Raw genomic sequence first — 13996 nt, 5'->3', positions numbered from 1 at the left:
GCGAAGACGGTCCGCGGTCCGTTTTCATCGAAAGACGCGGCAGCGCAAACTGATAGCTGTCTTCGACACGGTGGCCAGCGGCTAACTTTCGGCTGCCTTGAGGTTCCGCGCGGCTTCTTCGAGTGCGGCTCTGTCGTTGCCGAGCCTGTCGATCAGCTCTTGCGCCTGATCACCGGTTATCCCGGTGCGCATCGCCAGTGCCTCGACCGTCAGAACGTCGGAACTGGCGATCACTCCAGCCGGACCGCGATCCGCGTCGTCGAGGTCAAGCTCTCGCTTCGCCTGCTGCCAATGACGCTCATGTTCGCCGTGCGGGCGGCCTTCGCGCACCCAGATTTCATAGGCTCGCTGCCGAATTTTTTCATGTCGATCGTCATCCATGGCGGTTCCTCCCTTGTGGCGTTTTCACCAACGCGGGGAGCGCTGGAACGATCCGATGTTGATGCCGAATTCGCACACATGCCGAACAAATCCCGGGTTCTCACCGAACAAACACCGGACAGAATCGTTTTGCCGAGGAACCTGCACAGTGGGCCGACCGTTGAGCCGAGCCTTCCGCAAAGGAGATTACCATGGCCGACGACCCGAACGAATCCGCAGCACCCAAGATGACTCAACGTGAAGCTCAGGAAGCCCTGGAGAAGCAGGTCGCGCAGCTGAGGCGTGAGATCAGCAAGATCAATCGGACCTTGGCCGAACGCGCGGAAGAGGCGATCGAAGAGGCCGGCGACTGGTATGACAGCGCTGCTGACCGCGCGTCCCGGACGGCGCAAGCCCTGCGCAACAGGGCGCAGACGGTTTCCGGGGTCGTCCAGGAGAATCCCGGCACAGTATCGTCCGCATTCATACTCGGAGCGGCCGTAGGGGCGCTACTGGGCCTCGCCTTGGCCGCCACAGACCAGCGCCGCGATCGCTGGTTCTAGTTCCGACCAAAAGTTTCCGGGCAGAAGCGGCGGGATTGCTCGCGCCGTTCGTTCGTTCAGCGGGTGACGCCGGTCAGGGGGTCGCCGGCTTCTGCGCCGTGCCGAGGGCTTTGGGTGCTGCGGGCACGGGCGCTGCCCTTTTCATCTTCTCCTCGATCCAGCCGGTGTAATTGGCCAGCCGCGTGTAGATGCCGTAGGCGTTCTTGTGGCCGCAGGCGGTGCCGCCGTCGGCCGGACCTTCGCCCCAGCTGACGACGCCGACCTGCACCGGACCATCGGCGCCGGTCATGAACAGCGGTCCGCCGCTGTCGCCATTGCAGGCGTCGCGCTCGCCGCTGGCCGTTCCGGCGCAGATCATGTTGCCGGTCAGCGGATCCGCCATGTCGGCAGCAATCGCGTTGGCGGCCGCCTCGATGCCCCTTTCCGAATAACGCATGCGGCGGGCGAGCTCGCCGAGCGCTGCTTTCAAATCATGCGCATAAATCGCCTTGATGCCGCTGTTGCAGGTTGCGTTCGGCTGGAGGTCCAGGTCGGCGACCATCAGCGCGGTGGGAAATGTTCCGTCCTGCATCTTGCCCCAGCCGGTGACTGTCGTCTTGCCGGCGTCGGGGGTCGGCTCACTGGCAATTTTGATGGTCGGGGCATCGGCCGGCTCGGCCAGCCGGATCAGGCCGAGATCGTTGTCCAGCGTCTGCTCGCTGTAGCCCTCGTTGACGATGATCTCCACCGCCTTGTAGCGCTTGCCCTCGCTGAGATCGGTGGCGCCGGTGAGCACGGTGACCACATCAGGCGAAATCGGCTCGCCGTCGTCATTGAGGCAGTGCGCCGCGGTCAGCACCCATTGCGGCGCGATCAGGCTGCCGCCGCAGAACTGCGCATTCGCCTGCGAGGCCGGGCTTTTGTCCAGCTTGCCCGTGGTCAGCAATGCCACCTGGAACGGGTAGGCGCCCGTCTCGGCCTGCTTGCCGCCGTAGACGCGATCGGCGCCGTCGGGGTTCTCCGCCCTGGCCTTTGCCCTGGCCTCGGCCACGCGTTTCATCGGCGAGATCGCCGCCTCCGGCCGGGCGGCCGCGTCCGTGGCATGAACGGAATCAACGACCGGCAAGGCCGCCGCGATGCCGAGCAGCGCGGCGGCGGCAATCGGTCTGAACCTATGGATGATCTTCACCTCGAACCCCCTGAGACAATATTCCGACAGGTCAGCCACGGACGCATGATCCACTGAAATGGAACCGGCCGGTGAGATCATGCTCCAAGGCGGAGCGCGATCCGTCACAAAACCGAGCACCACTTTTGCTAATCGTGCTGTCGAACCAAGCCCGCCCAAATCCTATAGCCCCCCACGGGCTATGTGAAAGCAATTTGTCATTGCCAATGTTGGATTAATTTAGGCAGTATACCGTTGCGGGCATTTTTGGCGGGGACCTAAACTGGCTGCACTGAATAATGGCCCGGTAAAGGCGCCGGCAACCAATTTCATTTTTCGTCACCACCACGATCTCGACAATATTTCTCTATCTTGATCCAGTCCTTGCTGACTTTTGGGAGAGTCTCACCATGACAAAACTGACACATAGCATTATTGCGTCCGCGTTGCTTTCCACCGCAATGTGGGCGGTTCCTGCCTTGGCTGCCGATCCAGGCTCCGCCAATGCTGGCAACGGCGAAAGCATGCGGGACGTGACATCGGGCGATTACAAGCCCGGCCGGGCGAAACCGATCGCCCCGCCGAAACTGACCGACGACGAGGCCAACCGCGCCGCGCCGCTCGCCGACGAAGCAACGGCAGTCAAATCTTATGGCATCGTCGGCCGCTCCGCCGATGGCAAGGACATCAAGATCGACCCGAACGAGACGCTGAAGGACCTTGTCATCAAGGAAATGAACGCGCCCGCCGACGGGCAGAAGTCCGATAATTCCGGACTAAGCGGAGGCGAAGAGGCCGGCCGCCAGGTGTTCGGGACGGACGACCGCGAGCAGATCAAGAATACCAAAACCTACCCGTTCACCGCGATCGGCTATCTCGAAGGCAAATCGAAGAGCGGCAGCTATGGCAGCTGCTCGGCGACACTGATCGGCCCGCGCACGGTGCTCACCGCGGCGCACTGCCTCTACAGCCACGAGGACAAGGCCTGGCTCGACGATATCCTGTTCGTGCCGGCTCTCAATGGCAAGACCGCCGACGACGCTCCGTTCGGCGCCTTCACCTATGAAAGCGCCTATATCGTCCAGGGCTTCATCGACAATTACCAAGGCTTTTACGGCTCTGTCGTGCCGTGGGATCTCGGCATCGTCACTCTCAAGCAGGATGTCGGCACCAATCTCGGCTGGCTGGGCTATGCCAACTATGTGGATCTCGGCGATTTCACCGCCAACATCATCGGCTATCCCGGCGACAAGCCGATGGGCACGATGTGGAAGGCGACCTGCGAAGTGCACGCCGAAAACATCGCCACCGAGTATTTCCAGTACGACTGCGACACGTATCCAGGTTCGAGCGGCAGCTCGGTCTATGCCTATGACAATGGCTCCAAGCAGCGCGTCATCACCGGCGTGAACGTGGCCGAGAGCCCGGATGCCAATACCGCCGTGCGCCTGAACGCCATCAACGTCCAGTGGATCAACAGCCTGTACAAATAGGCCTGCAGAGTGCGCGCCGCGATCATCGGGGCGGGTTATCTATTTTAGCGGCATTTCTGCGACGCCAAATATGATCACACTTGGCTGCAAAATGCTCCAATCAAAGCCGGCGGCGGAGCATTTCCGTCGCCGGCTTTCGCATTTTCGGGGATTATCTGGATTGGGCCGGGGGTGGCGCCTGGCGGACATAGTTCTCGATTGGCAGGGCGAAGGTCGGCGAACCGGCCTTGCGCTCCTTGTCGATATAGCCGGCAAAATAGCTCCAGAACGAGGCGGCATAGTCGCGGAAATACGAGTCGGCGACCTGACGCGAGCAAAGCCTGCCTTCGACGCAGAAGGAAAGACGGTTGAGGAAATAGACGATGCGGTCGAAATTGTCGCTGAACTCGGCAAGCGGCATGTCGCCGCCGGTTGCGCTCATCGCCTCGATGCCGATGCGTTGCCGATAGACCTGTTCCTCGGTCGGCGTGGGATTGGCGCTGAGCAGATTGCCGTATTTGGCATTGAGCGTCGCCAGGCGTTGCTTGAGGGCCCGTTGCGCCTGCTGGTAATCCTTGCTTTCCCAGAGCTCGACCAGCGACATCGTCTGTTCGACACGCTTCTGCTCCTGGTTTGCCAGGAACTGGTAGACCGAAAAGATCAAGGTGAAGATGATCGCCAGCCGTACCAGCAATCCGGACCAGGCATAGACAAGCATGCGCCAGTCGCGATCGGTGAACGGGTTCGCCTCCTTCTTGACCTCGTGATTGCTCACCCAAGGCAGGCCTTCGACGGTTTCCGGCAGTGACGCCGGCCTCTTTTGCGGTACCGGCGCCGCCCCTGCCTGCTGCGTTGCGTCGCTCCCTGCTTTCGTCATCCGCAGCTGTCCAGTTCGATGATAGCTGACGGATCGAGCACGATGCCCGGCGTCTCCAGCTTCTTCTTCAGGCAATCCAGCTGCGCCCGCGAAACGATGAACTGCACGTCAGGCTCCACCTGCGGCTTGCCCGGCGACGGCAACGGCTCGACCACGCCGCGTGAGGTGCAGCTGCTGAGATCGACGACGACGGCGGTGTTGCCGGTTTTGGCGATCTGGTCGTACTGATCGAGAAAGCAACTCGCCAGTTCGGAGTTGATGACGACCTCCTTGGCGCAAAGGCCGCAGATCTCGTCCGCCGAGGCATTGGCGGCCAGCAACAGCCCGGCGACAAGGCCGGCGGTTGTTGCGCGCCACGAAAATACCATCCTGTTCACGAACGCCCTCATCCGTTCCGTTCGGCCGCCGACAGCGGCGGTCGAAGAATGTTCATTATCAGCCGATCAGGCAAGAGGCCTGGCCGGGCGCTTGATCCCGCCTCAGGCGCGCGGCACCGTCTCCATCGGGAAGATCATCACGGCGCCCTTCGATGCCTTGTCGTCGGTGAGCCGCATGGCCGACCGCGTCGCCGGCGCCATGCCGATATCGGCCAGCATATCGGAGAAACTTGGCTGTCCCAGTCCGCGCGTTACCGAGACAACCCCCGCTTGCGCCAGGAAGCTCAGGTCCTGCTTCTCGCTCTGCGGCGGCGCCTCGGTCAAGACGGCGATCATCTGCTCCATGCCGAAGCTGGTGTCGGTGAATTTGAACAGGCCTTCCTCGAGCACGGCGCCCTCGGTCAGGCGCTCGGCAAGAAAATGCTGGATGGAATAGTCGGAGCCGACATAGAGCACGTTGATGTCAACCAGGTTGGTCGAGCCGTTCCTGACCAGCACATGCACCTGATCGTCGGGCGAAACACGCGGCACCGTCGACGGCTCGATAGGCTGCAGCGCGTCACTGTCCAGACGCTTGATCCGGAACTCGACGTCGACCTCTTCCGGCCGATAATCCGAAGCGGCGGCCAGCCTCGACAGGCCGATGGCGCGGAAGATTTTCGTCAGGTTCCTGGCCGCGGCGTCGATCAGCTTTTCGCGGCCGTCCGGATGAATGACGATCAGCGGCGGCTTGCTGCCATCCTTGAGCGTCATGTCGCCCGAAGCTGGCAGGAACCACAGCGCCGGCGCGTCGGTGGCGTCTTCTGCGGCGCCGGCAATGGCATTCTCGCGCAGCACGGCGAGACGCAGATCTGCGCTCTTGCCCGGCTCGACCAGCGCGATGTGGAACCCTGAGTTCTCCCTGGCCGCCAGATCGTCGAGAACCGAGTTCGCCAGCGCAGCCTCTTTCTCGAGGCCTTTGGCCGCTGCCGGCCGCGCGACCACGAGCTTGTAGTCGACGGCGAGCTCGGCGAGCCGGGCATAGGCATTGGCGGGGATGTCAGCCAGCTTGAGCGCCGGCTTGCCGCCGAACTCGACCGGCTGGACCCGGCTCTCCAGGTTCTTTGCCGATCGCACCTGGAGATAACCAAGCGCCTCGGACAGCGGCGACAGCGCCGACGGCAAGATTGCCAGCTTGCTGCCGGGGGTGAGGCGATGCAGCAGTCCGGCGCCGATCGTGGCTTTGTCGTCCTTGACGACGATCGGCCATTGCATGACCGCATCGGTCTTGTCGGTGCCGAAGACGCGTGCGTCGAGTTCTCCCTCGAACAGCGGCGTTGGCCGGGTGCGGCCGTCCGCCGAATATTGCTGCAGCACGGCCTGGCCGAGCTGGCGGTAGGTGATGTTGGGGTTCTCGGCCAGTTTCGACAGGATGGTGAAGGTGAACAGCCCGAAACGCGGCGCATCGGCCGTGCCCCTGGGCAGCGGCATCTCAGGCGTCGTCTCCACCGTCTGCGCCGCGTAGAAGGCGACCAATCTACCCTTGGTGGTCGGCTCGGCGCCGGTCGGCGCCAGCTTGAAGGCCGGCTTGCGCTGCCCGTCCTCGTCAAAGCCGCGCGGCGCGGCCGACGCAATCCCGTCATAGGCTTTCACCGCAGCCGCCCTGGCAGCATCGTCGCCGCCGACCAGATCGGCGAACTCGACCTTGCGTTCCAGCTCGTCGTCGACCTCGGCGGCGCGCGTCGCCGTGCCGGAATGGCAGCAGTCGAACACGGCCCAGATAAAGGCGCCCTTGTCGCGAATGGCGTCGAGCGCGGTGCCGATCTCGTTGTCGACCAGCGCATTGGGCACGCCCTGTTCGCGGTTGACCCATTTGTCGATGTCGGACGGCAAGAAAATTTCGTCGAGGCCGTCGGTCTCGTCGCCCTTGGTCGCCGCGGGCTGTTGCGCGCCGTGACCGGACAAATGCAGATAGACGAAATCATCACGCTGGACCTTGGCGGCAAGGTCGGCGAGTGCTGCCTTGATCGCCGCATGTGTCGGCGGTCCGTTGGCGCCTTCGACATCCTTGGCGAGCAGCGTGACGTTTTCGGCCAGGAATTTTACCGGCGCGGGCGTGTTCCCCAGGAGGTAATCGCGCACCAGGCCGGCATCGTTTTTCGGTCCGATCAGCCAGTTTTTCTTCGGCAGGTTCGGGTAATCGGTGCAGGCAACAAGCAGCGCATGGTAGGTGCGCGCCGCTGCGAATGCCCGAAACGGCACCAGGCCGGCAGCGGCCAGCGCAGACGTGCCGGCAAGCAGCGTCCGCCGCGTCACTTTGATCATGGTTGCTTCCCCAAGCCCGATCGAATTTCCAAGCACAGCCAGCCTGGCTGACGATTTTGTCAGTATTTTGAATATGGCGCCGCCGGCCAGCCGACCACCGGCTGCGAATAGAAACAGTAGCAAAAATAGCAGTTCGTCGCTATCTCAGTGCAAGAGGTCGAATTGCATGCGAACTGGCAGTGATCGGCACGGAGCGGCTTGGAACGGGATCATGGCGGCAAGGGATGTACTGACGAAGAACCAGCTTTGCGTTCTCGAGAAACTCGAGGCCGCCAGCGGGCCGCTCAGCGCCTATACGTTGCTCGACCAATTGCGCGAGCGCGGTTTTCGTGCACCGCTGCAGGTCTATCGGGCGCTCGACACGCTGGTGAAGTCCGGCTTCGTGCACAGGCTCGAAAGCCTCAATTCCTTCGTCGCCTGTGCCGAGCCGCACGACCACAGCCATTCGATGACGGCGTTTGCCATCTGCGACAGCTGCGGCCAGGTGACCGAGTTCTCCGACCACGATGTCGGCCACCGGCTCGACGAATGGGTGCGCTCGACCGGCTTCGCCGCCAAGAAGGCGGTGATCGAGTTCCGCGGCACCTGTGCGAAGTGTTTGGCTGAGGCGGCTTGAGGGCTTACTAAGCCGCGAGATGCTGGCGGGACAGCGCCCCCCTCTGTCCTGCCGGACATCTCCCCCACATGGGGGGAGATCGGCTAACATCCCGGCGTTTGCCACTTCCAATCGATGGTGCGCAGCGCCCAAGCTGCCAATCTCCCCCCTCGTGGGGGAGATGTCCGGCAGGACAGAGGGGGGCGCGACGAATCGCTACAGATTGCAGTTGATCGGCCCCGCCCTAATGCGCCTCTTCCCAGTTGTTGGCGGCGCGGGCGTCGACGTGCAGCGGCACCGACATCGATACCGCCGGCATGGCGGCGTTCTCCATGACGTGGCAGACGACGGGAATCGTCGCCTCGACCTCGGCTTCGGCCGTCTCGAAGACCAGTTCGTCATGCACCTGCAGCAGCATGCGGGCGGAAAGCTTCGCCTTCTCCAGCGCCTCGTCCATGCGGATCATGGCGCGACGGATGATGTCGGCGGCGGTGCCCTGCAGGCGTGCGTTGATCGAGGCGCGCTCGTTGAACGCCCGGATCGAGGGGTTTGACGATCTGATCTCCGGGTAGTGGATGCGGCGGCCGAAGATGGTCTCGACGAAGCCGTGCTCGCGCGCATAGGCCTTGGTGGCGTCGATATAGTCGCGGATGCCGGGGAAGCGCTCGAAATATTTCTTGATGTAGTCACCGGCTTCTTCGCGTGCGATCGACAGCTGGTTGGCGAGGCCAAAGGCCGAAATGCCGTAGATGATGCCGAAATTGATCGCCTTGGCACGGCGGCGCACTTCCGAAGGCATGCCCTCGACCGGCACGTTGAACATTTCCGAGGCGGTGATGGCGTGGATGTCGGCGCCGTCGGCGAAGGCCTGCTTGAGCTGCGGGATTTCGGCGACATGGGCGAGCACGCGCAATTCGATCTGGCTGTAGTCGGCGGAAACCAGCTTGTTGCCCTTGTCGGCGATGAAGGCCGTCCTGATCTTTCGCCCCTCGACGGTGCGCACCGGGATGTTCTGCAGATTGGGATCCGAGGACGACAGCCGGCCGGTCGTCGTCGCGGCAAGCGCGTAGGAGGTGTGGACGCGCTTGGTGTCGGGATGGATGAAGCCGGGCAGGGCATCGGTATAGGTCGATTTCAGCTTGGTCAGCTGGCGCCAATCGACGATCTTGCGCGGCAATTCGTGGCCTTCGGCGGCGAGGTCTTCGAGAAGCTGCGCCGAGGTCGACCATTGGCCGGTCTTGGTTTTCGAACCGCCGGGCAGGCCCATCCTGCCGAACAGGATGTCGCCGAGCTGTTTTGGCGAGCCGATGTTGATGCGCTCGCCGACCAGCTGGTAGATCTCGTCCTCGAGCCGCGCCGCACCTTGTGCCAGTTCGCCGGAGAGCCGCGACAGGATCTGCCGGTCGACGGAGATGCCGCGTTGTTCCATCCGTGCCAGGACTGGCACCAGCGGCCGTTCCAGCCGTTCATAGACCGAGACCAGGCCCTTGGCGGCAAGGCGTGGCTTCAGCACCTGCCAGAGCCTGAGCGCGACGTCGGCGTGCTCGGCGCCGTAAGCCGTCGCCTTGCCGAGGTCGGCCTGATCGAGGCCGACGAAGTTTCTTCCCGAACCGGCCAGTTCCTTCAGCGGAATGGTCGCGTGGCCGAGCCATTTATCGGCCAGCGCCTCCAGGCCATGGCCACCATGGGTGCCGGCCTCGAGCACGTAGGAGATCAGCATGGTGTCGTCATAGGGGCCGATCTCGATGCCATGACGGCTCATGACGACGAGGCGGTATTTCATGTCGTGCACGATCTTGAGGACAGATTTGTCCTCGAGCAGCGGCTTGAGCAACGCTAGTGCGTCGCGGATCGAGATCTGGTTGTCGACCGCGCCGCCGCCGAGCAGGTCGCCATTGCCGTTTTTATGGGCAAGCGGCACGTAGGCGGCATGGCCAGGCGCGACGGCCATGGCAAGGCCGATCAGTTCGACCCGCATCGGATCGGGCGAGGAGGCCTTAACGTCGAAGGCGACGATGCCTCTCTCCATCGCCTCGGCGATCCAGGCCTTCAGCGTCGCGGCGTCGCGGATGCAGGCGTAGGCGCCGGTGTCGATCTTGCGGGCGGTCGCAACCTCCAGGCGAAGCGCCGAAAGCAGCGATGGGGTGTCGCCTTGCTTGGCTTCGGCCGGGACTTCGGAAGCCGCTTCGTCCGACGGGGGTGCGCTCTCGGCGGCCGCGGGCATGCCAAAACCCATATCGGGGCCATGCGCGGTATCGGCACGCTCTATCGTGACGGCAGTGGCCGCAACGTCGCCCGCGTCGGTTCCGGTCGCTTCGGCGACGCGGCGGGTCAGCGTCGAGAATTCCATGGTCTTGAGAAAGCCGATCAGCCTGGGACCGTCCGGCGCGTGCAACACGAAATCGTCAAGCCCTTCGGTCACCGGCACGTCGTTCTTCAGCGTCACCAGATCACGCGAAATGCGCGCCTTGTCGGCGTTGGCGATGATCGATTCGCGCCGCTTGTCCTGCTTGATCTCGCCGGCGCGGGCGAGCAGCGTATCGAGATCGCCGAACTGTTCGAGCAATTGCGCCGCCGTCTTCGGCCCGATGCCGGGCACGCCCGGCACATTGTCGACCGAATCGCCGGTCAGCGCCTGCAGGTCGATCATCTTCTGCGGCGGCACGCCCCATTTCTCGATCACCTCGGGAACGCCGATCTGGCGGTCCTTCATCGGGTCGTACATGGCAACCGTTGGGCCGACCAGTTGCATCAGATCCTTGTCGGAAGAGATGATGGTGGTGTCGGCGCCGGCTTCGCAGGCAAGCCGGCAATAGGTGGCGATCAGGTCATCGGCCTCGTAGCCTTCCGTCTCAAGGCATGGCAGGTTGAAGGCCCTGGTCGCCTGGCGGATCAGGCCGAATTGCGGGATCAAATCTTCCGGCGGCGCCGAGCGGTTGGCCTTGTATTCGGGGTAGAGGTCGTTGCGGAAGGTCTTCGACGAATAATCGAAAATCACGGCGAAATGCGTCGGCACGATGCCGACATCGGTGTTGCGGGCGTCCTGGGTCAGCTTCCAGACCATGTTGCAGAAGCCGAGCACGGCACTGGTCGGCAGCCCGTCGGACTTGCGGGACAGTGGCGGGAGCGCGTGATAGGCACGGAAGATGTAGCCGGAGCCGTCGACAAGGAAGAGATGATCGCCTTTTTTCATGGCACGAGGGATAGCGCGGCGCAGCGCCGCGGTCCATGCCAAAGGCGGCTTGCGCCAAGGGTTCCGGCAACACCCTGACAAATGGCGTGTGAGCTTGGCCGGCCTGGCGGCTTGGCCGGAGCTTTGTTCGCTCACGCCTATGTTACAAAAGTGTAATTTTTGTGCCCTTGAATCGCCACGTTCGCAGACACAGATAAACGCCATCGGCAGTTTTCGCCGAAGTCCGGAGCAAGGCCCGTCCCCCGCCTATCCCGGACACTTGCGGCAGCCTATCCCCCCTCTCCGGGCTGCCGCATCGTTTCGAGTAAGGCCGCCGTGGTTCCCCCTCCACCACGGCGGCATTTTTTTGCCTTTCGACCCGATCCTGCCCGTGGCCCAACGTTCGCGGGCTTTCCGTTTGGCCGCATGGGCTCTAGATTCGCCGCCAGAATCGAAAGGCCCGCCTATGTCCGCAGTTTCCCCTGTCCTCGACCGCCTCGACAAGAACTTCGACCAGAGCCTGGAACGCCTGTTCGGCCTGCTCAGTATCAAGTCGATCTCCACCGATCCGGACTACGCGGCCTACTGCCGCAAGGCCGCCGAATGGCTGGTCGCCGAGCTCAAGTTGATCGGCTTCGACGCCAGCGTGCGCGACACGCCAGGGCATCCGATGGTGGTGGCGCATCACGACGGGCCAGCCGGCGCGCCGCATCTGTTGTTTTACGGCCATTACGACGTGCAGCCGATCGATCCGATCGAGTTGTGGGAAAGCGACCCGTTCGCGCCGGCGGTCAAGGAGATCGAGCCCGGCCACAAGGTGATCACCGGCCGCGGCGCGGCCGACGACAAGGGTCAGCTGATGACCTTCGTCGAGGCCTGCCGCGCGTGGAAGCAGGTGCATGGCGGATTGCCGTGCCGAATCACGATCCTGTTCGAGGGCGAGGAGGAGTCCGGATCGCCGTCGCTGAAACCGTTTCTCGAGGCGAATGCGGACGAGCTCAAGGCCGATTTCGCGCTGGTCTGCGACACCGGCATGTGGGACCGCGATACGCCGTCGATCTGCGTCTCGCTGCGCGGGCTGGTCGGCGAGGAGATCACGGTGACGGCCGCCGACCGCGACCTGCATTCCGGGCTGTATGGCGGTGCGGCCGCCAATCCGATCCGCATCCTGGCAAAAATCCTGGCCGACATCCACGATGAGGATGGTCACGTCACCATTCCGGGTTTCTATGACGGCGTCGAGGAAACGCCCTCGCAGATATTGCAGTCGTGGCTGTCGCTGGGCGAGACCGCCGAGACCTTCCTCGGCCCGATCGGCCTGTCGATTCCGTCCGGCGAAAAGGGCCGCTCGGTGCTCGAACTGACCTGGGCGCGCCCGACGGCCGAGTTCAACGGCATCATCGGCGGCTATACCGGCAAGGGCTTCAAGACGGTGATCGCCGCGCAAGCCTCGGCAAAAGTCTCCTTCCGCCTCGTCCACAAACAGGATCCGGCAAAAATCCGCGCCGCCTTCCAGGCATTCGTCAGGCAGCGCGTTCCGGCCGACTGCTCGGTTGAATTCCATCCGCACGGCGCCTCGCCGGCGATCCAGCTTTCCTACGACTCGCCCTTTCTCGCCAAGGCCAAGCAGGCGCTGTCCGACGAGTGGCCGAAGCCGGCGGTGGTGACCGGCAGCGGCGGCTCGATCCCGGTGGTCGGCGATTTCCAGACCTATCTCGGCATGGAATCGCTGCTGGTCGGTTTCGGTCTTGACGACGACCGCATCCACTCGCCGAACGAGAAGTACGAGATGAGCTCTTTCCACAAGGGCCAGCGCTCCTGGGCGCGCATTCTCGAGGCGCTGACACGCTGAAATTGCGTCACAATCAACTTTGTGTTGATTTTTCACCGGATCACGGCAAGGACGGGCACGGCCCGTCGCGTATCGCTGCACGGGGCCGCGACCGGAGAAGACGATGAGCGACATACGTTTCCACAAAAACGATTTGCCCGGCCTGCTGCATTACGATGTCGGGGCGGTCGCTATCGACACCGAGACGCTCGGGCTGAACCCGCATCGCGACCGGCTCTGCGTCGTGCAGATCTCACCGGGCGACGGCTCGGCCGACGTCATCCAGATCGCGCCCGGCCAGAGGAAGGCGCCGAACCTCGTCAGCCTGCTGAAGAATCGCAGCATCACCAAGCTCTTCCACTACGGCCGCTTCGATCTCGCCGTACTCTACAACGCCTTTGGCGTCATGCCGGAGCCGGTGTTCTGCACCAAGATCGCGTCGCGGCTGACGCGCACCTACACCGACCGGCACGGGCTGAAGGACATCTGCTTCGAGCTTCTCGGGGTCGGCCTGTCGAAGGCGCAGCAATCCTCGGACTGGGCGGCCGAGACGCTGTCGCCCGAGCAGCTCGAATATGCCGCCTCCGACGTGCTCTACCTGCACCGGCTGCGCGACGTGCTGAGCGCGCGGCTGGCGCGCGACAACCGGACCAGGGAGGCCGATGCCTGCTTCCGCTTCCTGCCGACGCGTGCGAAACTCGACCTGATGGGCTGGGATGAGGAGGATATCTTCGCCCACAGCTAATGGCCTTCATGATAATTCTACTCCGGCGGCCATCTGGCGCAGTTTTCTCCGCTTCCGGTGCTCACGGACCCAAATGTCCGCTGCGCTCCGGTTCTCGAAAACCACGCCATATGTCTCGCCGGAGCGAATTCTCATAAAGGCCATCGGCCAGGAACCGAGGGCGCTTGTCCCGGCGCTCCGTTCGCTTCACCGGGAGGAATGGAAATGGCTGCGCGAAAACCGATCGAAACGGCACCCAAGGACGGTTCCAAGGTCACCGTCTACTGGCAGGATAGGGACGGCGTGATGAACGAAAGCATCGCGCAATACCGTTCGCTCGACCGGCTGAAGGCGGCCGGCGGCGACTGGGACGAAAGCGACGCCGGCTGGTGGGCCTATACGGACGGCCATACGCAAAAGAAGATCGAACCGATCAGCTGGCGGCCCGCCTCCGACGACCCGGACGCGGACGACTGAGGGTGGTCGCAACCGTCGAACTGAAGTGATTATTCTGAGGCGAAGCGTATTTTGTTCTTGCTTTGTGCCGGCAGCTATGCTATTAATCCCGCTATGG

Annotated in this window: 12 protein-coding genes; 6 read left to right on the top strand and 6 right to left on the bottom strand. The window is 63.3% G+C overall.

The annotated features are described in order from the left end of the window. Positions 1-81: 81 nt before the first annotated feature. Positions 82-381, bottom strand: coding sequence for a DUF2934 domain-containing protein (locus NKH71_RS23250; RefSeq protein WP_023721944.1), 300 nt, complete (start codon positions 379-381; stop codon positions 82-84). Between the two features lie 191 nt (positions 382-572). Between NKH71_RS23250 and NKH71_RS23245 the strand changes: the two genes are divergently transcribed. Then, positions 573-923, top strand: a complete 351-nt coding sequence (locus NKH71_RS23245; protein WP_023721943.1) for a hypothetical protein — start codon at positions 573-575, stop codon at positions 921-923. A 73-nt stretch (positions 924-996) separates the two neighbouring features. Here NKH71_RS23245 and NKH71_RS23240 read toward each other — a convergent pair whose 3' ends face one another. Next, a complete protein-coding gene (locus NKH71_RS23240; RefSeq protein WP_245278721.1) occupies positions 997-2130 on the bottom strand; it encodes a S1 family serine peptidase in 1134 nt (377 codons plus the stop codon). A gap of 350 nt (positions 2131-2480) precedes the next feature. On the opposite strand from NKH71_RS23240, the gene NKH71_RS23235 reads away from it, so the two are divergent. Then, complete coding sequence (locus NKH71_RS23235; RefSeq protein WP_031194911.1) at positions 2481-3563, top strand: trypsin-like serine peptidase; 1083 nt, start codon at positions 2481-2483, stop codon at positions 3561-3563. Between the two features lie 151 nt (positions 3564-3714). Here the strand turns inward: NKH71_RS23235 and NKH71_RS23230 are convergent, their stop codons facing one another. The 3 genes from NKH71_RS23230 to NKH71_RS23220 form a co-directional block, all read right to left on the bottom strand. Beyond that, positions 3715-4419, bottom strand: a complete 705-nt coding sequence (locus NKH71_RS23230) for a DUF4760 domain-containing protein (protein ID WP_352895350.1) — start codon at positions 4417-4419, stop codon at positions 3715-3717. After that, a complete protein-coding gene (locus NKH71_RS23225) occupies positions 4416-4787 on the bottom strand; it encodes a hypothetical protein (protein WP_352483640.1) in 372 nt (123 codons plus the stop codon). Before NKH71_RS23225 ends, NKH71_RS23230 begins: the two co-directional genes overlap by 4 nt. 111 nt (positions 4788-4898) lie before the next feature. Next, entirely contained in the window at positions 4899-7100 is a 2202-nt protein-coding gene (locus NKH71_RS23220; protein WP_352789315.1) for a caspase family protein, read from the bottom strand. A 211-nt stretch (positions 7101-7311) separates the two neighbouring features. Here NKH71_RS23220 and NKH71_RS23215 point away from each other — a divergent pair, with 211 nt between their 5' ends. After that, complete coding sequence (locus tag NKH71_RS23215) at positions 7312-7716, top strand: Fur family transcriptional regulator (RefSeq protein ID WP_023721937.1); 405 nt, start codon at positions 7312-7314, stop codon at positions 7714-7716. A gap of 223 nt (positions 7717-7939) precedes the next feature. Here the strand turns inward: NKH71_RS23215 and polA are convergent, their stop codons facing one another. After that, positions 7940-10888 (bottom strand): DNA polymerase I, encoded by a 2949-nt coding sequence (gene polA, locus NKH71_RS23210; protein WP_352895349.1) that lies wholly within the window; start codon positions 10886-10888, stop codon positions 7940-7942. Between the two features lie 445 nt (positions 10889-11333). On the opposite strand from polA, the gene NKH71_RS23205 reads away from it, so the two are divergent. The 3 genes from NKH71_RS23205 to NKH71_RS23195 all read left to right on the top strand — a co-directional run bounded on the left by NKH71_RS23205 (position 11334) and on the right by NKH71_RS23195 (position 13899). Continuing rightward, a complete protein-coding gene (locus NKH71_RS23205) occupies positions 11334-12719 on the top strand; it encodes a M20/M25/M40 family metallo-hydrolase (RefSeq protein ID WP_352483602.1) in 1386 nt (461 codons plus the stop codon). 103 nt (positions 12720-12822) lie between these two features. Next, positions 12823-13443 (top strand): ribonuclease D, encoded by a 621-nt coding sequence (locus tag NKH71_RS23200; RefSeq protein ID WP_031193995.1) that lies wholly within the window; start codon positions 12823-12825, stop codon positions 13441-13443. A gap of 204 nt (positions 13444-13647) precedes the next feature. Further along, positions 13648-13899 (top strand): hypothetical protein, encoded by a 252-nt coding sequence (locus tag NKH71_RS23195; protein WP_352483601.1) that lies wholly within the window; start codon positions 13648-13650, stop codon positions 13897-13899. Positions 13900-13996: the final 97 nt, after the last annotated feature.

This window comes from Mesorhizobium sp. M0983, assembly GCF_040318975.1.
GTDB lineage: Bacteria > Pseudomonadota > Alphaproteobacteria > Rhizobiales > Rhizobiaceae > Mesorhizobium.
This window is presented reverse-complemented; position numbering and strand designations above follow the sequence as displayed.

Bases quoted from the DNA above. Each gene is read 5' to 3' on its own strand.
- NKH71_RS23250 (WP_023721944.1), bottom strand. From the start codon at position 381: ATGGATGACGATCGACATGAAAAAATTCGGCAGCGAGCCTATGAAATC.
- NKH71_RS23245 (WP_023721943.1), top strand. From the start codon at position 573: ATGGCCGACGACCCGAACGAATCCGCAGCACCCAAGATGACTCAACGT.
- NKH71_RS23235 (WP_031194911.1), top strand. From the start codon at position 2,481: ATGACAAAACTGACACATAGCATTATTGCGTCCGCGTTGCTTTCCACC.
- NKH71_RS23230 (WP_352895350.1), bottom strand. From the start codon at position 4,419: ATGACGAAAGCAGGGAGCGACGCAACGCAGCAGGCAGGGGCGGCGCCG.
- NKH71_RS23225 (WP_352483640.1), bottom strand. From the start codon at position 4,787: ATGGTATTTTCGTGGCGCGCAACAACCGCCGGCCTTGTCGCCGGGCTG.
- NKH71_RS23220 (WP_352789315.1), bottom strand. From the start codon at position 7,100: ATGATCAAAGTGACGCGGCGGACGCTGCTTGCCGGCACGTCTGCGCTG.
- NKH71_RS23215 (WP_023721937.1), top strand. From the start codon at position 7,312: ATGGCGGCAAGGGATGTACTGACGAAGAACCAGCTTTGCGTTCTCGAG.
- polA (WP_352895349.1), bottom strand. From the start codon at position 10,888: ATGAAAAAAGGCGATCATCTCTTCCTTGTCGACGGCTCCGGCTACATC.
- NKH71_RS23205 (WP_352483602.1), top strand. From the start codon at position 11,334: ATGTCCGCAGTTTCCCCTGTCCTCGACCGCCTCGACAAGAACTTCGAC.
- NKH71_RS23200 (WP_031193995.1), top strand. From the start codon at position 12,823: ATGAGCGACATACGTTTCCACAAAAACGATTTGCCCGGCCTGCTGCAT.
- NKH71_RS23195 (WP_352483601.1), top strand. From the start codon at position 13,648: ATGGCTGCGCGAAAACCGATCGAAACGGCACCCAAGGACGGTTCCAAG.